This window comes from Pseudomonas entomophila (assembly GCF_029193575.1).
Lineage (GTDB): Bacteria > Pseudomonadota > Gammaproteobacteria > Pseudomonadales > Pseudomonadaceae > Aquipseudomonas > Aquipseudomonas entomophila_G.
This window is the reverse complement of the sequence record NZ_JARGCS010000016.1, coordinates 84,711-107,080: the sequence shown is the minus strand read 5'-3', so window position 1 is coordinate 107,080 and position 22,370 is coordinate 84,711. Positions and strand designations below refer to the sequence as shown.

Below are 22,370 nucleotides of genomic sequence, written 5' to 3'. Positions count from 1 at the left end.
TCAAAACCCCAAAGAATTCAAACCCTTGGCTAACACCCCAGAATCCCGCTAGCATCGCCGCAGCCATTTGCGCCAATAATAAGTCCACGCCCGCAGCGCCCAACCCTTGAGGCCCGCATGTATATCTATCGTTTGGTCCTGCTTCTGGTCGTGGGGATCTACCTGTTCTCCCCGGCCATCATGGACTGGTGGATCGAACCGACCGGTGCCTGGTACCGCCCCTACCTGCTCTGGCTGATCCTGATCGTCGTCACCTTCATTCTGCAGAGCCAACGAGATGCCGATGAGCTTTAGCCTGACCCAGATGATCCTGATCAGCGCCGCCTACCTGCTGGTGCTGTTCGGCGTGGCCTGGATCAGCGAGCGTGGGCTGATCCCGCGCTCGGTCATCCGCCACCCACTCACCTACACCCTGTCACTGGGCGTCTACGCCAGTGCCTGGGCGTTCTATGGCTCGGTGGGCCTGGCCTACCAGTACGGCTATGGCTTCCTGGCCTGCTACCTGGGGGTCTCCGGCGCGTTCCTGTTGGCCCCGGTGCTGCTCTACCCGATCCTCAAGATCACCCGCACCTACCAGCTCTCCTCGCTGGCCGACCTGCTGGCGTTCCGCTTTCGCAGCACCTGGGCCGGCGCGCTGACCACCATCTTCATGCTGATCGGCGTGCTGCCGTTACTGGCCTTGCAAATCCAGGCGGTGGCCGACTCCATCAGCATCCTCACCGGCGAGCCAGTCAAGGCGCGGGTGGCGCTGGCCTTCTGCGTGCTGATCATACTGTTCACCATCTTCTTCGGCTCGCGCCACATCGCCACCCGCGAGAAGCACGAAGGGCTGGTGTTCGCCATCGCCTTCGAGTCGGTGATCAAGCTGCTGGCCCTGGGCGGTGTCGGCCTGTACGCGCTGTACGGCGTGTTCGGTGGCCCGCACCAACTGGAGGTGTGGCTGCTGCAGAACCAGACCGCCCTGGCCGCGCTGCACACGCCGTTGCAGGAAGGGCCATGGCGCACCCTGCTGCTGGTGTTCTTCGCCTCGGCCATCGTCATGCCGCACATGTACCACATGGCCTTCACCGAAAACCTCAACCCGCGCTCGCTGGTCAGCGCCAGCTGGGGCCTGCCGCTGTTCCTGCTGTTGATGAGCCTGGCGGTGCCGCTGATCCTCTGGGCCGGCCTGCGCCTGGGCGCGAGCACCAACCCGGAATACTTCACCCTGGGCCTGGGGCTGGCCGCCGACAGCCCGGCGCTGGCGCTGCTGGCCTACATCGGCGGCCTGGCCTCGGCCAGCGGGCTGATCATCGTCACCACCCTGGCGCTGTCGGGCATGGCCCTGAACCACCTGGTGCTGCCGCTGTACCAGCCGCCGGCCGAAGGCAACATCTACCGCTGGCTGAAATGGACGCGGCGGGCGCTGATCGTCGCCATCATCGTCGCCGGCTTCGTCTTCTACCTCACCCAGAACTACCACCAGAGCCTGGCCAACCTGGGCATCGTCGCCTTCGTCGCCACCTTGCAGTTCCTGCCCGGGGTGCTCTCGGTGCTGTACTGGCCGACCGCCAACCGGCGCGGCTTCATCGCCGGCATGCTGGCGGGCATGACGGTGTGGATGGTGACCATGCTGCTGCCGTTGCTGGGCAACGTGCAGGGCTTCTACATCCCGCTGCTGGACATGATCTACGTGCTGGACGACACCAGCTGGCACATGGCGGCGATCGCCTCGCTGGCGGCCAACGTGCTGCTGTTCACGCTGATCTCGCTGTTCACCAACGCCAGCAGCGAGGAAGTCAGCGCCGCCGAAGCCTGCGCCGTGGATAACGTGCGCCGCCCGCAGCGCCGCGAGTTGCACGCCGCCTCGCCGCAGGAGTTCGCCACGCAACTGGCCAAGCCGCTGGGCGCAAAGGCCGCGCAAAAGGAGGTGGAACAAGCCCTGCGCGACCTCTACCTGCCGTTCGACGAACGTCGCCCCTACGCCCTGCGTCGCCTGCGCGACCGCATCGAAGCCAACCTCTCCGGCCTGATGGGCCCGAGCGTGGCGCAGGACATGGTCGAGACCTTCCTGCCGTACAAATCCGGCAACGAAAACTACGTCACCGAAGACATTCACTTCATCGAAAGCCGCCTGGAAGACTACCACTCGCGCCTCACCGGCCTGGCCGCCGAACTCGACGCCCTGCGCCGCTACCACCGCCAGACCCTGCAAGAGCTGCCCATGGGCGTGTGCTCGCTGGCCAAGGACCAGGAAATCCTGATGTGGAACAAGGCCATGGAGGAGTTGACCGGGATCGCCGCCATGCACGTGGTCGGCTCGCGCCTGGTGACCATCGCCGAGCCGTGGCGCGGGCTGCTGCAGGGTTTCATCGACGTGCCTGACGAGCACCTGCACAAGCAGCGCCTGGTCCTCGACGGCCAGCCGCGCTGGCTCAACCTGCACAAGGCGGCCATCGACGAGCCGCTGGCGCCGGGCAACAGCGGCCTGGTGCTGCTGGTCGAGGACCTTACCGAAACCCAGGCCCTGGAAGACAAGCTGGTGCACTCCGAGCGCCTGGCCAGCATCGGCCGCCTGGCCGCCGGCGTGGCCCACGAGATCGGCAACCCGATCACCGGCATCGCTTGCCTGGCGCAGAACCTGCGCGAGGAACGCGAGGGCGACGGCGAGATCATCGAGCTGTCGAGCCAGATCCTCGACCAGACCAAGCGCGTCTCGCGCATCGTGCAGTCCTTGATGAGCTTCGCCCATGCCGGCGGCAGCCACCAGAACAGCGAAGAGCCGGTGTGCCTGGCCGAGGTGGCGCAGGATGCCATCGGTCTGCTGGCGTTGAACCGGCGCAATTTCGAAGTACAGTTCTTCAACCTCTGCGACCCGGAGCACTGGGCCGAAGGCGACCCGCAGCGCCTGGCCCAGGTGCTGATCAACCTGCTTTCCAACGCTCGCGACGCCTCGCCGCCCGGCAGCGCCGTGCGCGTGCGCAGCGAAGCCAACGAACACACCGTCGACCTGATCGTCGAGGATGAAGGCAGCGGTATCCCCAAGAACATCATGGACCGCCTCTTCGAACCCTTCTTCACCACCAAGGACCCGGGCGAAGGCACGGGTCTGGGGCTTGCTCTGGTCTATTCCATCGTGGAAGAGCATTATGGGCAAATCACCATCGACAGCCCGGCCGATATCGAACGGCAGCGTGGTACCCGGATCCGCGTGACCCTGCCCCGGCATGTCGTAGCGACGTCCCCTGAAATTCGAGACCGTCGAGAGAATTGAATCAATGCCGCACATTCTGATCGTCGAAGACGAAACCATCATCCGTTCGGCCCTGCGTCGCCTGCTCGAGCGGAACCAGTACCAGGTCAGCGAAGCCGGCTCGGTGCAGGAAGCCCAGGAACGCTTCAGCATTGCCACCTTCGACCTGATCGTCAGCGACCTGCGTCTACCGGGCGCACCAGGCACCGAGCTGATCAAGCTCGGCCAGGGCACGCCGGTGCTGATCATGACCAGCTACGCCAGCCTGCGCTCGGCGGTAGACTCGATGAAGATGGGCGCGGTGGACTACATCGCCAAGCCCTTCGACCATGACGAGATGCTCCAGGCCGTGGCGCGTATCCTGCGCGATCGGCAGAACGCCCCCGCCAGCGCCCCTGTCACTGCCGAGTCGCGGGCCAACGGCAAGGCCGGCGCCGACAAGGGTGCCAGCAACGCAGCCAATGGCGAAATCGGCATCATCGGCTCGTGCCCACCGATGCAGGACCTTTACGGCAAGATCCGCAAGGTCGCGCCTACCGATTCCAACGTGCTGATCCAGGGTGAGTCCGGCACCGGCAAGGAGCTGGTGGCCCGTGCCCTGCACAACCTGTCGCGCCGGGCCAAGGCGCCGATGATCTCGGTGAACTGCGCGGCAATCCCGGAAACCTTGATCGAGTCCGAGCTGTTCGGCCACGAGAAAGGCGCCTTCACCGGCGCCAGCGCCGGCCGCGCCGGCCTGGTGGAAGCCGCGGACGGCGGCACGCTGTTCCTCGACGAGATCGGCGAACTGCCACTGGAAGCCCAGGCCCGCCTGCTGCGTGTGCTACAGGAAGGCGAGATCCGCCGGGTCGGTTCGGTGCAGTCGCAGAAGGTCGACGTGCGCCTGATCGCCGCGACCCACCGCGACCTGAAGAACCTGGCCAAGGCCGGGCAATTCCGCGAAGACCTCTACTACCGCCTGCACGTCATCGCCCTCAAGCTCCCGGCCCTGCGTGAGCGTGGCAGCGACGTGAACGAAATCGCCAACGCCTTCCTCGCCCGCCAGAGCGCGCGCATCGGCCGTGACGACCTGCACTTCTCCAGCGAGGCCGAGCAGGCCATCCGCCATTACAGTTGGCCGGGTAACGTGCGTGAGCTGGAGAATGCCGTGGAGCGCGCGGTGATCCTCAGCGAGAGCCCGGAAATCTCCGCCGACTTGCTGGGCATCGACATCGAGCTGGGCGACCTGGACGACGATCGCCTCGACAGCCTGCCGGTGGTGGCCGGGGTCAGCGCCAACAACGCCAGCCACGAGCCGACCGAGGACTTGTCGCTGGAGGACTACTTCCAGCACTTCGTACTCGAGCATCAGGACCACATGACCGAGACCGAACTGGCGCGCAAGCTGGGCGTGAGCCGCAAGTGCCTGTGGGAGCGGCGCCAGCGCCTGGGTATCCCGCGGCGCAAGAGCAACGCCACCAGCGACAACTGATTCGCCCGTAACCTCATCGCGGGGCAAGCACGCGCCCACAGGATCTGCGTCGTTCTCAGGAACACTGCCTATCCTGTGGGGGCGGGCTTGCCCCGCGATTGCGTTTGCAGCACCAGCACATCGCCACCCGGTAACACCCCGGCTAACGTGAAAAATCTGTTACCCAGCCCGGCCAAACGTAACAGCCACCGAGGCATACGGTAACGAAATTTCTACATTTGCGGCTTTTCGGTCGACCAAAAATTCTCTCAAGCCATTGATTTTATTGGACTTGCAAAAGTTGGCACGGCAACTGCTATATCTTTCGTACAAGAACAATAACAAGCACTGCAACTCAGAATAAGAACAAGACGAAACGGCTCACGCACAACAAGAACAAGACGGCGGAGGCGCAGCTAACTGATTCTTTTGGAGAGGAGTTGTGTTTGGGGCTTGCCCCACGACCAGGCAGAGAACAACAAAAACTGCACTTAAAAGCAGCGCCTGAACTGGTTGGATCGCGAGATCAGCATAACGTCAGCGACCAAAGCAATCCGTTTGCTCTTCACCCCTGGTTTAGGGGTCGCTCACAAGCTTTGAGATTTGTGGGCAGGGCATTCAACAAAAACAAGAAGCCCAGTAGAAGAACAACAAGAGCACGCAACGACTTTCCTGGGGAGCTTCGGCTCCCCATGTCGTTTCTCCCGCCTGAAACGCCCTTCGCAGCACCGCCTACACCATTCCACGAGTAAATGCTAGAATCCCCCGCCATCATGCGGCCATTCTCCTATTCTTGGCCGAACATTCCTTCAAACAGTGCATCCCATGCTGAAGAAGCTGTTCCAGTCGTTCCGCCCCCCCGTTCGTGCTCAGCACCACAGGCGCACCACGCCTGAAGTGATCAACAAGAGCCAGCACTCGCTGCAACGCAGCCAGTTCAGCCGCCATGCCGTGAGCATCGTCGAGCGCCTGCAAAACGCCGGGTACCAGGCCTACCTGGTCGGCGGCTGCGTGCGCGACCTGCTCCTGGGCATCACCCCCAAGGACTTCGACGTGGCCACCAGCGCCACCCCCGAACAAGTGCGCGCGGAGTTCCGTAACGCCCGCATCATCGGTCGTAGGTTCAAGCTGGTGCATATCCACTTCGGTCGCGAGATCATCGAGGTCGCCACCTTCCGGGCGCACCACTCCGAAGAAGACCAGGGCGATACCCACCGTTCGTCGCACAACGCCAGCGGGCGCATTTTGCGCGACAACGTGTACGGCACCCTCGAAGATGACGCACAGCGCCGCGACTTCACCATCAACGCGCTGTACTACGACCCGGTCAGCGAGCGCATCCTGGACTACGCCAACGGCGTCCACGATATCCGCAACCGCCTGCTGCGTCTGATCGGCGACCCGACCCACCGCTACCAGGAAGATCCGGTGCGCATGCTGCGCGCGGTACGCTTCGCCGCCAAGCTCGACTTCGGCATCGAGAAGCACACCGTGCAACCGATCCGCGAACTGGCGTCGCTGCTGCGCGAAATCCCCCCTGCCCGCCTGTTCGAGGAAGTGCTCAAGCTGTTCCTCTCCGGCCAAGGGGCGATCGCCTTCGAGATGCTGGTCGACCTGCAGTTGTTCGAGCCGCTGTTCCCAGCCAGCAGCGAGGCCCTGGACGAGCGCCCGACCTACACCCACACGCTGATCAGCCAGGCGCTGACCAACACCGACCTGCGGGTCAAGCAAGGCAAGCCAGTGACCCCGGCGTTCCTGTTCGCCGCCCTGCTGTGGCCGGCGTTGCCGTCGCGAGCGCTGTACCTGCAAAGCCAAGGCGTGCCGCCGATCCCGGCGATGAACGAAGCCGCCCACGACCTGATCGCCGAGCAGTGCCAGCGCATCGCCATTCCGAAGCGCTTCACCTTGCCGATCCGCGAGATCTGGGACATGCAGGAGCGCCTGCCACGACGCAGCGGCAAGCGTGCCGACCAGTTGCTGGACAACCCGCGCTTCCGCGCCGGCTACGACTTCCTGCTGCTGCGCGAGAGCGCTGGCGAGGAAACCGACGACCTCGGCCAGTGGTGGACCGACTACCAGGACGCCCACGACAGCGAGCGCCGCGACATGATCCGCGAGCTGGGCAGCCGTGACGAAGGCGCCGGCACCGCACCGCGCAAACGCAAGCGCAGTGGCAGCAAGCGCAAGGCCGGTGGCGGCGAGGCGTTCGACTGAGCATGCCGGCACGCGCCTACATCGGCCTGGGCAGCAACCTGGACCAGCCGGCCGAACAGTTGCGCAGCGCCTTCCAGGCGTTGGACCAGATCAGCGGCACCCGCCTGGCCGCGGCCTCGGCGCTGTACACCAGCGATTCGCTGCTGCCCGGCCAGCCGCGCTACACCAACGCCGTGGCCGCCATCGACACCGAACTGGCGCCGTTGGAGCTGCTCGATGCTCTGCAAGCCATCGAGAACGACCAGGGCCGCGTGCGCAAAGAGCGTTGGGGCCCGCGCACACTGGACCTCGATGTGCTGTTGTTCGCCGACCAGGTGATCGACCTGCCGCGCCTGAAAGTGCCGCACTACCACCTGCACGCCCGCCCCTTCGTGCTTTATCCACTGGCCGAACTGGTACCCACCGACTTCCACCTGGCGGACGGTCGCAGCCTCGCGCAACTGCTCGCCGAGTGCCCGTTCGTCGGCCTGGAACGCTTGTAAACCGGGCGTTCCAGCCAACGGTAACGCCAGTAACACCCTGCGCGTAACAATGCGGTAACAGGGTCATTGACTTCCCCCCCATCGCTCACGACTATAGGCGTCCCGCGGCGCCTGTAAGCCGCATCACACCCATTTAGGCCCGGACAGCCCTGTGACCCGAACATCACGCACGATGATGTGCCGCTCCGGAAGATGAATACACGCGTTGTACGCAGTCGTTTTTCACAGCGCCTGAACGAGGATTTCGCTACATGCCTGAAGTAACCCTGACCACCCTGCACGGCCTCAAGGCCAAGGGCGAGAAAATCACCATGCTGACCTGCTACGACGCGACTTTCGCCAAGGCCGCGAGCCAGGCCGGCGTGGAAGTGCTGCTGGTGGGGGACTCCCTGGGGATGGTCCTGCAAGGCCACGACAGCACCCTGCCCGTCACCACCGCCGACATGGCCTACCACACCGCCTGCGTGAAGCGCGGCAACGACGGTGCGCTGATCCTCGCCGACCTACCGTTCATGGCCCACGCCACGCTGGAGCAGTCGTTCGAGAACTGCGCCACGCTGATGCGTGCCGGCGCCCACATGGTCAAGGTCGAGGGTGCCGCCTGGCTGGCCGAGACCATCCGCCTGCTGGCCGACCGCGGCGTGCCGGTGTGCGCGCACATGGGCCTGACCCCGCAGACGGTCAACGTGCTCGGCGGCTATAAAGTGCAGGGCCGCCAGGAAGCCCAGGCGCGGCAGATGCGCGCCGACGCCATCGCCCTGGAACAGGCCGGCGCGGCCATGCTGCTGCTCGAATGCGTGCCCAGCGAACTGGCGGCGGAAATCACCCAAGCGGTGGGCATCCCGGTTATCGGCATTGGCGCCGGCAGCGCCACCGACGGCCAGGTGCTGGTGCTGCACGACATGCTTGGCCTGTCGCTGAGCGGCCGCGTGCCGAAGTTCGTGAAGAACTTCATGGCGGGCCAGCCGGATATCCACAGCGCCCTGGCTGCCTATGTCAAAGAGGTCAAGGACGTGACCTTCCCCGGTAGCGAACATGGGTTCAGCGCATGAATACCGTCAAGACTGTCCGTGAACTGCGCGCCGCCGTGGCGCGCGCCCGTGGCGAAGGCAAGCGCATTGGCTTCGTGCCGACCATGGGCAACCTGCACAGCGGTCATGCCGCGCTGGTGACCAAGGCCGCCCAGCGCGCCGACTTCGTGGTCGCCAGCATCTTCGTCAACCCGCTGCAGTTCGGTGCCGGCGAAGACCTCAACAAGTACCCGCGCACCCTCGCCGCCGACCAGGAGTGCCTGCTCCAGGCCGGCTGCCATCTGCTGTTCGCCCCCACCGTGGAAGAGATGTACCCCGATGGCATGAGCGTGCAGACCCGCGTGAGCGTGCCGCAACTCTCCGAAGGCCTGTGTGGCGCCAGCCGCCCGGGGCATTTCGAGGGCGTGGCGACGGTGGTCAGCAAGCTGTTCAACATGGTCCAGCCGGACCTGGCGGTGTTTGGTGAAAAGGACTACCAGCAGTTGGCGGTGATCCGCGCCATGGTGCGCGACCTGAACATGCCGATCCAGATCATCGGCGAGCCCACGGTGCGCGCCGACGATGGCCTGGCGCTGTCGTCGCGCAACGGTTACCTGAGCGCCGAGCAGCGCGCTGCGGCACCGGCGCTGTACAGAGTGCTGAGCCAGTTGGCCGAGGCTGTCCGTCGTGGCCAGCGCGACTATGCCGCGCTGCTGGCTGAAGGCCAGGCGCAGCTGGTGGCCGCGGGGTTCCGCCCGGATTACCTGGAGGTGCGCCATGCCGTGAACCTGCGCCCGGCGCAGGTCGACGACCGTGACCTGGTGATCCTGGGAGCGGCCTACCTGGGTAATACCCGGTTGATCGACAACCTGTACCTGCACCTGGACGAAAAGACCGCCTGACCGCGGCGCCCCCATCGCGCGTGAGCCCGCTCCTCCAGGTACCCCGCTGCACCTGGAGCAGGCTTGCTCCGCGATGAGGCCGGCACTGACACCCCGCCCAAATATTTCACGCCCCCGCCAGCCCACCCCATTCCCGCCGACCGGCCAATGCCTATAATGCAGAACCCTGCAACTGGCAACGGTTGCCAGTGTCACAGCCTGACCATGCCCCAAGGAAACCATCCGCAATGGCGTATTACCGTACTCCCCACGATGTGACGGCGCTGCCCGCCTGGCAGGCGCTCCAGCAACACCGCGACGCCATGCAGGGCTTCAGCATGCGTGAAGCCTTCGCCAGCGACCCCAAGCGTTTCGAGCAGTTCTCCCTCAGCAGCTGCGGCCTGTTCCTCGACTACTCTAAGAACCTGATCAACGAACAGACCCGTGACCTGCTGGTGAACCTGGCCACCGAAGTGGGCCTGGCCGACGCCATCAAGTCGATGTTCGGCGGCGAGATCATCAACGCCTCCGAAGGCCGCCCGGTGCTGCACACCGCGCTGCGCCGTCCGGTGGGCGACAAGCTCAGCGTCAACGGCGTCAACGTGATGCCCGAGGTGCACAAGGTGCTCAACCAGATCACCGAGCTGGTCGGGCGCATCCATGATGGCCTGTGGCGCGGCTACAGCGAAAAGCCGATCACCGACGTGGTGAACATCGGCATCGGCGGCTCCTTCCTCGGCCCCGAGCTGGTCTCCGAGGCCCTGCTGCCCTACGCCCAGCGCGGCGTGCGCTGCCACTACCTGGCGAACATCGACGGCAGCGAGTTCCACGAGCTGTCGGCCAAGCTGCGCGCCGAGACCACCCTGTTCATCGTCTCGTCGAAGTCGTTCAACACCCTGGAAACCCTGAAGAACGCCCAGGCCGCGCGCACCTGGTACCTGGCGCAGGGCGGTTCCGAGGCCGAGCTGTACCGCCACTTCATCGCCGTGTCGAGCAACAAGGCCGCCGCAGTGGCCTTCGGCATCCGCGAAGAGAACATCTTCCCGATGTGGGACTGGGTCGGCGGGCGCTACTCGCTGTGGTCGGCCATCGGCCTGCCGATCGCCCTGGCCATCGGCACCGCCAACTTCAAGGAACTGCTGTCCGGTGCCTACACCATGGACCAGCACTTCCAGACCGCGCCGTTCGAGAAGAACATGCCGGTGCTGTTGGCCCTGCTGGGCGTGTGGTACGGCAACTTCTGGGGCGCGCAGGCGCATGCGATCCTGCCCTACGATCACTACCTGCGTAACATCACCAAGCACCTGCAGCAGTTGGACATGGAATCCAACGGCAAGAGCGTGCTGCAGGACGGCACCCCGGTGAAGACCGACACCGGCCCGGTGATCTGGGGTGGCGTGGGCTGCAACGGCCAGCATGCCTACCACCAGCTGTTGCACCAAGGCACCCAGCTGATCCCGGCGGACTTCATCGTGCCGGTGGTCAGCTTCAACCCGGTGGCCGACCATCACCAGTGGCTGTACGCCAACTGCCTGTCGCAGAGCCAGGCGCTGATGCTCGGCAAGACCCGTGCCGAGGCCGAAACCGAGCTGCGTGCCAAGGGCACCAGCGAAGCGGACATCGAGAAGCTGGCGCCGCACAAGGTGATCCCCGGCAACCGCCCGAGCAACACCCTGGTGGTCGAGCGCATCAGCCCGCGCCGCCTGGGCGCGCTGGTGGCGATGTACGAGCACAAGGTGTTCGTGCAGAGCGTGGTGTGGGGCATCAACGCCTTCGACCAGTGGGGCGTGGAACTGGGCAAGGAGCTGGGCAAGGGCGTGTACCAACGTCTTGTCGGTAGCCTGGAAGACAGCGCCGAGGACGGCTCGACCCAGGGCCTGATCAACTACTTCCGCGGCCGTCACCGCGGCTGAGTCGCAGCCGCTCCTACAGGCCCCACGGTCCTGTAGGAGCGGGCTCGCTCCGCGATCGAGGGCGCACTCGCCGCCCCTCAATCCCCCGGAACACCCCCACCCGCTACACTGTCCTATCGAATAGCCGTTGCACGTTCCCCCGCCAGCGTGCCGGGCCCGCGTGCAGTCCATCGCCCCGACAAGAGCAGGACAACCCGCCATGTTCGATATCCGCGATTACCCCCAGGCCCTGGCCGTCAGCCAGTCCGCGACACTTTCCGACGACGACTACCAGCGCCTCTACCGCCAGTCGATCGAAGCCCCCGATACGTTCTGGGCCGAACAGGCCAAGCGCCTGGACTGGAGCAAACCCTGGTCGAGCGTGCAGCAATGCGACCTCACGCACGGCAAGGCGCGCTGGTTCGACGGCGGACGGCTCAACGTGAGCCACAACTGCATCGACCGCCACCTGGCCAGCCGCGGCGACCAGACCGCCCTACTCTGGGAGGGCGACGACCCGCAGGACTCCAAAGCCATCACCTACCGCGAACTGCACCGTCAGGTCTGCCGCCTGGCCAACGCTCTGAAGGCGCGCGGGGTGAAGAAAAGCGATCGGGTGTGCATCTACATGCCGATGGTGCCCGAAGCCGCCTACGCCATGCTCGCCTGCGCGCGCATCGGCGCGATCCACTCGGTGGTGTTCGGCGGCTTCTCCCCCGACGCCCTGCGCGACCGCATCCTCGACGCCGACTGCCGCATCGTGATCACCGCCGACGAAGGCGTGCGCGGCGGCAAGCGCATCCCGCTCAAGCAGAACGTCGACAAGGCCCTGGCCAGCTGCCCGAACGTCTCCAGCGTGTTCGTGGTGCGCCGCACAGGGGCCGAAGTGGCCTGGAGCGAAGGCCGTGACCTGTGGTACCACGAGACCACGGAAAAGGCCGGCGACGACTGCCCACCCGAGCCGATGGACGCCGAAGACCCGCTGTTCATCCTCTATACCTCCGGCAGCACCGGCAAGCCCAAGGGTGTGCTGCACACCACCGCCGGCTACCTGCTGCAAGCCGCCCTGACCTTCAAGGTGGTGTTCGACTACCGCGACGGCGAGGTGTTCTGGTGCACCGCCGACGTAGGCTGGGTCACCGGGCACAGCTATATCGTCTATGGCCCACTGGCCAACGGCGCGATCTCGCTGATGTTCGAAGGCGTGCCCAATTACCCCGACACCTCACGTTTCTGGCAGGTGGTGGACAAGCACCAAGTGAACATCTTCTACACCGCGCCCACCGCCCTGCGCGCCTTGATGCGCGAAGGCAACGGGCCGTTGCAGGGCACTTCGCGCAAGAGCCTTCGCCTGCTCGGCAGCGTCGGCGAGCCGATCAACCCGGAAGCCTGGGAATGGTATTTCGAAGCCGTTGGGCAAAAGCGCTGCCCGATCGTCGACACCTGGTGGCAGACCGAAACCGGCGGCATCATGCTCACCCCCCTGCCTGGCACGCCACGCCTGAAACCGGGCTGCGCCACGCAACCGATGTTCGGCGTGCAACCGGTGCTGCTGGACGAAAAAGGCAAGCTGATCGAAGGCCCCGGGGCCGGCCTGCTGGCGATCAAGGCCAGTTGGCCGGGGCAGATCCGCAGCGTGTATGGCGACCACCAGCGCATGGTCGATACCTACTTCAAACCCATGCCCGGCTACTACTTCACTGGCGACGGCGCGCGCCGCGACGCCGATGGGGACTACTGGATCACCGGGCGTATCGACGACGTGATCAACGTCTCCGGCCACCGCATCGGCACCGCCGAGGTCGAGAGCGCGCTGGTGCTGCACGACAGCGTCGCCGAGGCGGCGGTGGTCGGCTACCCCCACGACCTCAAGGGCCAGGGCGTCTACGCCTTCGTCACGACCATGAATGGCGTCACCCCGGACGATGCGCTCAAGGCCGAGCTGCTGGCGCTGGTGAGCAAGGAGATCGGCAGCTTCGCCAAGCCGGAGCTGATCCAATGGGCGCCCGCGCTGCCCAAGACCCGCTCGGGCAAGATCATGCGGCGTATCCTGCGCAAGATCGCCTGCAACGAGCTCGACAACCTGGGCGACACCTCGACCCTGGCCGACCCAAGCGTGGTCCAGGGCCTGATCGACAAACGCCTCAACCCATAGATGATCGCCAGGGCGGCCAGCACAGGCCGCCTTGGCCAGGCTTCGAGGCCAACGAAGAGCACCGCGTGTTCATGACGCACCTGAAGGCATGCTTCTCGCAAGAGCCGACGGTTTATCATGTCCAAGGGCTAGCCTTCGCCACGCGCGGGCAGGTGGCCTCGAACGGTCCTTTCGGCTTGGGTGACACTGGGCTGGCGGGCAAACACCCCACCCCATAGACGGCCGCCCGGGCGGCCAGCACAGGTCGCCATGGAAGCCTTACGCCGCCGCATCGAAACCCAGGTCTTGAGCCTCACTGGGCTGGCCCTCGGCCAGCTCGACCTGGAATCCCCCAAAGGCGACCCAGGCTTGTTCGGCCCAGCCAGTATGAGTTGGCGGGTGCACGGCGATTTCCCGAGCATGCTCATCGGCGGTATCAGCGCCTTGATGCTGCAAGTGCTGCATCCGCTGGCCCTGGCCGGGGTCTGGGACCACTCGAACTTCCGCCAGGATCTGCTTGGGCGCCTGCGCCGCACCAGCCAGTTCATCTCCGGCACCACGTTCGGCTCGACCCGCGACGCCGAATGGCTGATCGAAAAAGTCCGCACCATCCACCTGAAGGTGGTCGGCACCGCCCCCGACGGCCGACCCTATGCCGCCAGCGACCCAGACCTGCTGACCTGGGTGCACGTGGCCGAAGTCAGCAGCTTCCTCGCCGCCCACTTGCGCTACCGCAACCCGCGCATGAGCCGCGCCGACCAGGATGCCTACTACGACGAGATCGCCCTGATCGCCGAGCGCCTTGGCGCCCGCGACGTGCCGCGTTCGTGCCGCGAGGTGGACGACTATCTGCGCCGCATGCGCCCACAACTGCAATGTGGCGAACGTAGCCTGGAGGTGGTGAACATCCTGCTCGATGCCCCCGCACCCAGCCGACTGGCAGAGCCGGTCGGCAAGCTGATGCTGCATGCGGGCATCGACTTGCTGCCCGCTTGGGCCGCCGACATGCTCGACCTGCACCTGGGTTCCCTGCAGCGGCGCATGGTACGCCTCGGCGTGGAGCGCACCGCCCCCGTGCTGCGCTGGGCCATGCGCAACGGCTCGTCGCAGCGCGCCAAGCGGCGGATGGGCATCGAATGAAGCTGATTCCGCTCGGTTCTTCGGAACCGATTTAACGTGCCATACTCCAACCACTCCCGCCCGAGATAGACGACGCCGCACATGCCCAAAGGATTGACTCGCGCCATCGGCGCCTTGCTGGCCATCGTGGCCCTGTACAGCCTGCTCGGCTTCTTCATCCTCCCTGGCGTGGCCCTGCGCATCGCCAACCAGCAACTGGCCCAGTACGCCACCGTGCCGGCGCACGTTCAGCGCATCGAGCTCAACCCCTTCAGCCTGGAGCTGACCGTCTGGGGCCTGCAAATCGGCGAGCCGGGCAAGGAGCAGGTCGGCTTCGAGCGCCTGTACGCCAACCTCGCCTGGAATAGCCTGTGGAGCGGCGCCCTGCACCTGGATGCCGTCGAGCTGGACAAGCCGCGCAGCGAGCTGCTGTTCGCCAAGGACGGCAGTCTCAACCTGACCCAGCTGTTCAAGCTGCCGCCCAGCGAGCCCAAGCCCGAGGAAGCGGCGAGCGAGCCGTTCCCGCTGCGCATCGCCAGCATCAAGCTCAGCGAAGGCTACCTGCACTTCCAGGACCTGCGCCCGAGCGAGCCGATCGAGTTTCTCTACGACTCGATGAACCTGGAGCTGAAAAACCTCAGCACCCTCCCCGATGACAACGCCGACATGACCCTGGTGGCCAACGGCCCGGCCGGCGGGCGAATCGACTGGAGCGGCACCCTGAGCCTGTCGCCGATCGCCTCCGAGGGCACCCTGAAGGTCACCGACGGCAAGATGAAGCTGTTCTGGCCCTACGTGCGCGATGCCGTGCCGCTGGTGCTGGAAGACGGCGTGGTGAGCCTCGATACCCACTACAAGCTGAACCTGTCCCAGCAGACCGAACTGCTGCTGGACAACGTCACGCTGCGTATTGCGCCATTCGCCATCAAGGCGCCGGACGGCCGCCCCCTGGCGCGCTTGGCCAACCTCGAGGTCAGCGAAACCTCCATCGACCTGGCCAAGCAGTTGGTCACGGTCGGCAAGGTTCGCAGTGAAAAGCTGGAAACCTGGGCCGCCCTGGAAAACGACGGCCAGCTCGACTGGCAGAAACTGTTCGCCAGCCAGCCCGCCAAGGCAACGCCCAAGGAAAAGGCCGAGCCCGCCGCCGCCGAGCCCAGCGCCGAGGAAAAGGCCGCGAAGGCGCCGAGCAAGCCCTGGCAGGTGCTGCTCAAGGACGTGCAGGCGCGCAACTACCTGATCCACTTGGCCGACCGCAGCCAGAAGGCGCCGGTGGCATTGGACGTCGGCCCCCTGAACCTCGACCTGCAGAACTTCGACAGCCTCAACCAGTCGCCCTTCACCCTCAAGCTCGACACGGGCGTGGGCAAGCAAGGCAAGTTGCAGGCCGCAGGCGAGGTGAACCTGGCCCCCGTGACCGCGAAACTGGATGTGAGCACCCGCGATATCGACCTGCGCGTGGCCCAGGCCTACATCAGCCCGTTCATCCGCCTGGAACTGCGCAGCGGCATGCTCTCCAGCGACCTCAAGGTCGACCTCAAGAGCACCGAGCCACTGGCCTTCGCCGTCGGCGGCAAGGCCCAGGTCAACCAGTTGCACACCCTCGACACCATCAAGGACCGCGACTTCGTCAAATGGCAGCAGGTCAATGTCGATGGGCTGTCGTACGTGCACGGCGACGCCTTGTCGATCGACAAGGTGACCCTGCTGCAACCCTACGCGCGCTTCATCATCAACGAAGACCGCACCACCAACGTCGACGACCTGCTGATCCCGCAGCCGGCGGACGCGTCGGCCACCGCCCAGGCCAAGCAGGCCAGCGCTGGCAGCCAGAAGCCGCTGGGCATCCGCATCGGCCAGATCGACATCAACGACGGCTCGGCCAACTTCGCCGACCTGACCCTGACCCCCAACTTCGCCACCGCCGTGCAGCAGCTCAATGGCCAGATCGGCACCATCGACAACCGCAAGCCGGTGCCGGCCAAGGTCGACGTCAAGGGCAAGGTCGACCGCTACGCGCCGGTGACCATCAAGGGCGCGCTCAACCCGTTCGACCCGATGGCCAGCCTGGACATCGCCACCAGCTTCAAGCGCGTCGAGCTCACCAACCTGACGCCCTACTCCGGTAAGTTCGCGGGCTTCCGCATTCGCAAGGGCCGGCTGAACCTCGACCTGCACTACGTGATCACCAAGGGCCAGCTCAAGGCCGAGAACAAGGTGGTGGTCGAGCAGTTGCAACTGGGCGAGAAGGTCGATAGCCCGGATGCCGTGGACCTGCCGATCCGCCTGGCGGTGGCGCTGCTCAAGGACACCGAGGGCAAGATCTCCATCGAACTGCCGGTGTCCGGCGACCTCAACAACCCGCAGTTCAGCGTGATGCCGATCGTCTGGCAGACCCTGCGCAACCTGATACTGCGCGCGGCCCAGGCGCCGTTTAAGTTCATCGGCGGGCTGATCGCCGGCGGCGGCGCTGAAGACCTCGGCACCGTGGCCTTCGCGCCGGGCTCCAGCGACCTCAGCCCGGACGCCCAGGGCGCCCTGGACAAACTGGCTGCGGCGCTCAAGCAGCGCCCGGAGTTGCGCCTGGAGATCGAAGGCACCAGCGCGCAGAGCAGCGATGGCCCGCTGATCGCCGAGCAGCGCCTGGAGCGTGAGTACCAGGCGACCTGGTACAAAATCCTGCAACGACGGGGCGACAAGGTGCCAGCCAATGCCTCGCTGCTGGTGGTGGACGACAGCGACAAGCCGGCGATGCTCGAGGGCATCTACCGCACCCGCCTCAAGCAACAGCCGCCGGCGCAATGGCAAGAGCTCGGCCGCGACGAACGCAGCGCCAAACTGCGTGAGGCGGTGATCAAGTCCTGGGCGGAAAGCGCTGCGCTGCTGCGCACCCTGGGGCAGCAGCGGGCCGGCAGCATCAAGGATTACCTGGTGGACAAGGGCCAGTTGCAGGATGACCGGGTGTACTTCATCGACACCACCCTGGGGCAAGCCGAAAGCGATGGCCGGGTCATTACGCCGATGCACCTGGATGCCGAATAACCAGGAGCGACACCGTCCCCTCTTGCCACGCGACAGGGCATCGCTGTTGCCTGAATGAACGCCAGCGCGTGGCAACAACCCACATGGAAAAGCCCCGGCACAGGCCGGGGCTCTCATAGTGGGTGGCCAAATCCCTCTGGCCGTCGGGACAATCCTTATTCGGACTTCAGGCCATCGGCCGAGACGGCCTGTACGCCCTTGATCTTCTTGGCAATGGCAACCGCCATTTCCTTCTGCGAATCGGTGATGGCGACGTCAGAGGACAGGGAAACCACGCCTTTGTTGGTTTCGACCTTGATGTCGCTGCCAGGAATGCCTTTTTCAGTCAGCAGGTCGGCTTTGACCTTGGTGGTGATCCAGGTGTCGGAAGCCGCTTCCTTGGTTTTAGTCACCTCACCGGCCGCAAGCATCATCGGGGCCTGGGTGGGCTGTTGGGCAAATGCCGCGTTAGCCATGGTCAGGGTCAGGGCGGTGGCAGTAGCGGCAGCAATGGCGAACTTCTTCATACGAGTCACTCCTGTTGTTCGAAAGGTCTGCGCCGATGTTCCTGGCTGCAGGTATGAAGGATATTGCAGGGCCTGTGCCAGTTTTAAAACAACGAACAAATCCTTTAAAAACAACAGCTTATAAAATTCAAAAGCCCGCACCGATCGTGCAATTTGCAAGCCCTGCGAAAAACCTGCATGCAAGATGCAAGTCCACCAACAGAATATCGCCACCCACGCCTGCGCCGGGAAGGCGGAGTATCGGGCATAAAAAAAGGACTCCGAAGAGTCCTTCTTTTGCAGCTCGCTGGCTTAGACGCCAGAAGCCTTCGCCGCAGCGACGTCCTTGATCGACAGCTTGATACGGCCGCGGTTGTCCACGTCCAGTACCAGCACTTCGACTTCCTGGCCTTCTTTCAGCACGTCGGTGACCTTCTCCACTCGCGCATCGCTGAGCATGGAGATGTGCACCAGGCCGTCCTTGCCCGGCAGGATGTTGACGAAGGCGCCGAAGTCGACGATGCGCTCGACCTTGCCGACGTAGATCTTGCCGATCTCGGCCTCGGCGGTGATGCCCAGGATACGCTGCTTGGCGGCGTCCGCGGCTTCCTTGGTCTCGCCGAAGATCTTGATCGAACCGTCGTCCTCGATGTCGATCGAGGCCTTGGTCTCTTCACAGATGGCGCGAATGGTAGCGCCGCCCTTGCCGATGACGTCACGGATCTTGTCGGTGTCGATCTTCATCGCCAGCATGGTCGGGGCGTTGGCCGACAGCTCGCTGCGCGACTGGGCGATGACCTGGTTCATCTGGCCGAGGATGTTCAGGCGCGCTTCCAGGGCCTGGCCCAGGGCGATTTCCATGATCTCTTCGGTGATGCCGTTGATCTTGATGTCCATCTGCAGCGCGGTGACGCCCTTGGCGGTACCGGCAACCTTGAAGTCCATGTCGCCCAGGTGGTCTTCGTCACCCAGGATGTCAGTCAGGATCGCGAACTTCTCGCCTTCCTTGACCAGACCCATGGCAATACCAGCCACTGGCGCCTTCATCGGCACACCCGCATCCATCAGCGCCAGAGAAGCGCCGCAGACCGAAGCCATCGAGCTCGAACCGTTGGATTCGGTGATTTCCGAGACCACGCGAATGGTGTACGGGAACTCTTCGGCGGACGGCAGCATGGCCTGAACCGAACGGCGGGCCAGGCGGCCGTGACCGATTTCACGACGTCCGGCACCGCCCATGCGACCGCACTCACCCACCGAGAATGGAGGGAAGTTGTAGTGCAGCATGAAGGGGTCTTTCTTCTCGCCTTCGAGGGTGTCCAGCAGCTGGGCGTCACGCGCGGTACCCAGGGTCGCGACGACCAGGGCCTGGGTCTCGCCACGGGTGAACAGCGCCGAACCGTGGGTCTTCGGCAGCACGTCGACTTCGATGTTCAGCGGGCGCACGGTCTTGGTGTCACGGCCATCGATACGCGGCTTGCCGTTGACGATGTTTTCGCGAACGGTGCGGTATTCGATCTCGCCGAAGATGTCTTTGACTTCGCCGGCGGACGGCTGGCCTTCCTCACCGGAGAACTTGGCGACCGCCTGGTCGCGCAGCTCGCCCAGGCGCGCGTAGCGGTCGGCCTTGACGGTGATGGTGTAGCCCTGGGAAACGGCTTCGCCGAACTCAGCGCGGATGGCGTTGAACAGTTCGGTGTTGGCGGTGGCGGGTTTCCAGTCCCAGGTCGGCTTGCCAGCTTCGGCAGCCAGCTCCTTGACGGCCTGGATCACGGCCTGGAACTCGTCGTGTGCGAACAGTACGGCACCCAGCATCTGGTCTTCGGTCAGCTCCTGGGCTTCCGACTCGACCATCAGTACGGCATCGGAGGTACCGGCGACGACCATGTCCAGGCTAGAAGCCTGCAGTTGCTCGTAGGTCGGATTCAGCAGGTAGCCGGTGCTTTCATGGAAGGCAACGCGGGCAGCGCCGATCGGGCCTTCGAAGGGGATGCCGGAGATGGCCAGGGCAGCCGAGGTGCCGATCATCGCGGCGATGTCCGGGTCGGTCTTCTTGCTGGTGGAAACCACGGTGCAGACGACCTGCACTTCGTTCATGAAGCCTTCCGGGAACAGCGGGCGGATCGGGCGGTCGATCAGGCGCGAGGTCAGGGTTTCCTTCTCGGAAGGACGGCCTTCACGCTTGAAGAAGCCACCGGGGATCTTGCCGGCTGCGTAGGTCTTTTCCTGGTAGTGCACGGACAGCGGGAAGAAGCCTTTGCCTGGATCGGCCTGCTTGGCACCGACCACGGTCACCAGCACGGTGACGTCGTTGTCGACGGTGACCAGCACGGCGCCGGTGGCTTGGCGGGCGATGCGGCCCGTCTCGAGAGTAACGGTCGATTGACCGAACTGGAACGTCTTGATTACCGGGTTCACGGTTTCCTACCTTTTTCAGTGGCTCTGGGGGGAACGGGTTCTTGCGAATTCTTGGGCAGAACGGGGAATCGGCCCCATTGACCGTCCAGATACAACACGAGGCTGGAAGCCTGGGCGCCGGGCGGAAAATCCGCTCGACGGAACCAGGCTGCCAACCTCGAAGATACGCGTGGCGTGTCGCATGGCAGCACTGACAGGCAGCGCTCCCACAGCATGCGACACGCCATGCACACCACTGGCCAGGCCGCTATTAGCGACGCAGGCCCAGGCGACCGATCAGGGCGCTGTAACGGGTGGTGTCTTTGCCCTTCAGGTAGTCCAGCAGCTTACGACGCTGGTTGACCATACGGATCAGGCCACGACGGGAGTGGTGGTCTTTCTCGTTGGCCTTGAAGTGGCCTTGCAGCTTGTTGATGTTGGCGGTCAGCAGAGCAACCTGCACTTCCGGGCTACCGGTGTCACCGGCGGCTTGCTGATAGTCGGCAACGATCTGAGCTTTTTCTTCGACGCTGAGGGCCATTTGGCTTCTCCTGATAACGGATCCCGCGAACGGGGTCCAATAGGCCAGGGACTGCTCCCTGTGATTAATGTAAGAGGTGTGACCGTGCCTACTGACAGCCACCCTCGTGCCCGCGCGTGCCGGCCGAAGCCCGCACCCACGGTTTCGGTCATTCCGACCGAATCAGTCGACGTGGCGCCACGCGCCCGTCTTCGCTCACTTCACCGATACCGATGAAACGACCGTTGTGATCCTGTACCCGGACCATGCCGAATTTCGGCGCGTCCGGCGCACGCACTGCCTGCCCATGCAGCCAGTAGAACGCGCTGTGCTCGGACAGCTGCACCAGCGGCCAGTCCTGCAGCCCGCTGTCGGACGGCATGAGGAAGCGGTCGAGCGCTTCGTTGCCACCTTCGGCGTGGGCTTGCTCGAGCGCCTCGAGGGTCACCGTCTGGGCCAGCATGAACGGCCCAGCCTGGGTCCGTCGCAGTTCGGCGACGTAGGCGCCACAACCAAGGGCCTCGCCGATATCCTCCACCAGGGTGCGGATATAGGTGCCTTTGCTGCAACCGACCGACAGGCGCGCACGGGTGCCTTCGCACTCGAGCAATTCCAAGCGGCCAATAGTAACAGAACGCGCCTCGCGCTCCACTACCTCTCCTGCACGCGCCAGCTTGTACAGCGGCTGGCCATCACGCTTGAGCGCCGAGTACATCGGCGGTACCTGGCTGATGGGGCCACGGAAACGTGGCAGCACCGCCTCGATATCGGCGCGACCAACGGTCACCTCGCGGGTCTGCAGGACCTCGCCTTCGGCGTCCGCGGTGCTGGTGGTCTGGCCCATCTGCATGACCGTCTCGTAGCCCTTGTCGGAATCGAGCAGGTACTGGGAGAACTTGGTCGCCTCACCGAAGCACAGCGGCAGCACGCCGGTGGCCAAGGGGTCGAGGCTGCCGGTGTGACCGGCCTTCTCGGCGTTGAGCAACCAGCGGACCTTCTGCAACGCGGCGTTGGAGGTGAACCCCAAGGGCTTGTCGAGCAGGATGATGCCGCTGACGTCGCGGCGGATACGTTTGACCTGGGCCACCGCTTACTCCTTGGTGTCCTGCGGGTCGGCATCCTGGTGCAGGCGGTCTTCGGCCACCGCACGCTCGATCAGCGCCGAGAGGTGGACACCCCGGCTGACGCTTTCATCGAAGTGGAAATGCAGTTGCGGCACGCTGCGCAGCTGCATGGCCCGGCCCAGGTGCAGGCGCAGGAAGCTGGCGGCGCTGTTGAGGGCCTTGAGCGACTGCTGCACCGCGTCGGAGCCATCCTCGCCCATGACGGTGATGTAGACCTTGGCGTGGCCCAGGTCGCGGCTGACGTCGACGGCGGTGATGGTCACCAGGCCGACGCGCGGGTCTTTAACTTCACGGCGGATCAGATCGGCCAGCTCGCGCTGCATCTGGTCACCGATACGTTGGGTACGGCTGTATTCTTTTGCCATTTTTGCTACCTGTAACTAAAGCGGCA

16 protein-coding genes are annotated in these 22,370 nt (G+C 64.7%); 11 read left to right on the top strand and 5 right to left on the bottom strand.

Annotated features, from left to right (window positions below; genetic code table 11):
• The first annotated feature begins 117 nt into the window (after nucleotides 1-117).
• The 11 genes from P0Y43_RS08905 to P0Y43_RS08850 all read left to right on the top strand — a co-directional run bounded on the left by P0Y43_RS08905 (nucleotide 118) and on the right by P0Y43_RS08850 (nucleotide 17,453).
• A complete protein-coding gene (locus P0Y43_RS08905; RefSeq protein ID WP_003250005.1) occupies nucleotides 118-294 on the top strand; it encodes a hypothetical protein in 177 nt (58 codons plus the stop codon).
• A complete protein-coding gene (locus tag P0Y43_RS08900) occupies nucleotides 278-3,253 on the top strand; it encodes a sensor histidine kinase (protein WP_275636931.1) in 2,976 nt (991 codons plus the stop codon). Before P0Y43_RS08905 ends, P0Y43_RS08900 begins: the two co-directional genes overlap by 17 nt.
• A 4-nt stretch (nucleotides 3,254-3,257) precedes the next feature.
• Nucleotides 3,258-4,703: a sigma-54-dependent transcriptional regulator gene (locus P0Y43_RS08895; RefSeq protein WP_275636930.1), complete on the top strand. Its 1,446-nt coding sequence runs from the start codon at nucleotides 3,258-3,260 to the stop codon at nucleotides 4,701-4,703.
• Nucleotides 4,704-5,507: 804 nt separating this feature from the next.
• Nucleotides 5,508-6,896: a polynucleotide adenylyltransferase PcnB gene (locus tag P0Y43_RS08890; protein ID WP_275636929.1), complete on the top strand. Its 1,389-nt coding sequence runs from the start codon at nucleotides 5,508-5,510 to the stop codon at nucleotides 6,894-6,896.
• 2 nt (nucleotides 6,897-6,898) lie between these two features.
• Nucleotides 6,899-7,378 carry a 2-amino-4-hydroxy-6-hydroxymethyldihydropteridine diphosphokinase gene (gene folK / locus P0Y43_RS08885; protein WP_275636928.1) on the top strand — a complete coding sequence of 160 codons (480 nt, stop codon included), beginning with the start codon at nucleotides 6,899-6,901 and terminating at the stop codon, nucleotides 7,376-7,378.
• Between the two features lie 251 nt (nucleotides 7,379-7,629).
• A complete protein-coding gene (panB, locus tag P0Y43_RS08880) occupies nucleotides 7,630-8,430 on the top strand; it encodes a 3-methyl-2-oxobutanoate hydroxymethyltransferase (RefSeq protein ID WP_275636927.1) in 801 nt (266 codons plus the stop codon).
• Nucleotides 8,427-9,290, top strand: coding sequence for a pantoate--beta-alanine ligase (gene panC / locus P0Y43_RS08875; RefSeq protein ID WP_275636926.1), 864 nt, complete (start codon nucleotides 8,427-8,429; stop codon nucleotides 9,288-9,290). The genes panB and panC overlap by 4 nt, the downstream gene beginning before the upstream one ends.
• A gap of 227 nt (nucleotides 9,291-9,517) precedes the next feature.
• The gene (gene pgi / locus P0Y43_RS08870; protein ID WP_275636925.1) at nucleotides 9,518-11,182 is read left to right on the top strand and encodes a glucose-6-phosphate isomerase; all 1,665 of its coding nucleotides are present in this window, start codon (nucleotides 9,518-9,520) and stop codon (nucleotides 11,180-11,182) included.
• A gap of 199 nt (nucleotides 11,183-11,381) precedes the next feature.
• Nucleotides 11,382-13,316, top strand: a complete 1,935-nt coding sequence (gene acs / locus P0Y43_RS08865) for an acetate--CoA ligase (protein WP_275636924.1) — start codon at nucleotides 11,382-11,384, stop codon at nucleotides 13,314-13,316.
• A gap of 249 nt (nucleotides 13,317-13,565) precedes the next feature.
• Nucleotides 13,566-14,435, top strand: coding sequence for an oxygenase MpaB family protein (locus P0Y43_RS08855; RefSeq protein WP_275636923.1), 870 nt, complete (start codon nucleotides 13,566-13,568; stop codon nucleotides 14,433-14,435).
• An 81-nt stretch (nucleotides 14,436-14,516) separates the two neighbouring features.
• Entirely contained in the window at nucleotides 14,517-17,453 is a 2,937-nt protein-coding gene (locus tag P0Y43_RS08850) for a DUF748 domain-containing protein (RefSeq protein ID WP_275636922.1), read from the top strand.
• Between the two features lie 155 nt (nucleotides 17,454-17,608).
• On the opposite strand, the gene P0Y43_RS08845 is transcribed toward P0Y43_RS08850, so the two are convergent.
• The 5 genes from P0Y43_RS08845 to rbfA all read right to left on the bottom strand — a co-directional run bounded on the left by P0Y43_RS08845 (nucleotide 17,609) and on the right by rbfA (nucleotide 22,344).
• Nucleotides 17,609-17,959, bottom strand: coding sequence for a BON domain-containing protein (locus tag P0Y43_RS08845; protein WP_275636953.1), 351 nt, complete (start codon nucleotides 17,957-17,959; stop codon nucleotides 17,609-17,611).
• Nucleotides 17,960-18,250: 291 nt separating this feature from the next.
• Nucleotides 18,251-20,356 carry a polyribonucleotide nucleotidyltransferase gene (pnp, locus tag P0Y43_RS08840; protein ID WP_275636921.1) on the bottom strand — a complete coding sequence of 702 codons (2,106 nt, stop codon included), beginning with the start codon at nucleotides 20,354-20,356 and terminating at the stop codon, nucleotides 18,251-18,253.
• 250 nt (nucleotides 20,357-20,606) lie between these two features.
• Entirely contained in the window at nucleotides 20,607-20,876 is a 270-nt protein-coding gene (gene rpsO, locus P0Y43_RS08835) for a 30S ribosomal protein S15 (protein WP_029613930.1), read from the bottom strand.
• 148 nt (nucleotides 20,877-21,024) lie between these two features.
• Nucleotides 21,025-21,942: a tRNA pseudouridine(55) synthase TruB gene (gene truB, locus P0Y43_RS08830; protein ID WP_275636920.1), complete on the bottom strand. Its 918-nt coding sequence runs from the start codon at nucleotides 21,940-21,942 to the stop codon at nucleotides 21,025-21,027.
• Nucleotides 21,943-21,945: 3 nt separating this feature from the next.
• The gene (rbfA, locus tag P0Y43_RS08825; protein ID WP_275636919.1) at nucleotides 21,946-22,344 is read right to left on the bottom strand and encodes a 30S ribosome-binding factor RbfA; all 399 of its coding nucleotides are present in this window, start codon (nucleotides 22,342-22,344) and stop codon (nucleotides 21,946-21,948) included.
• Nucleotides 22,345-22,370: the final 26 nt, after the last annotated feature.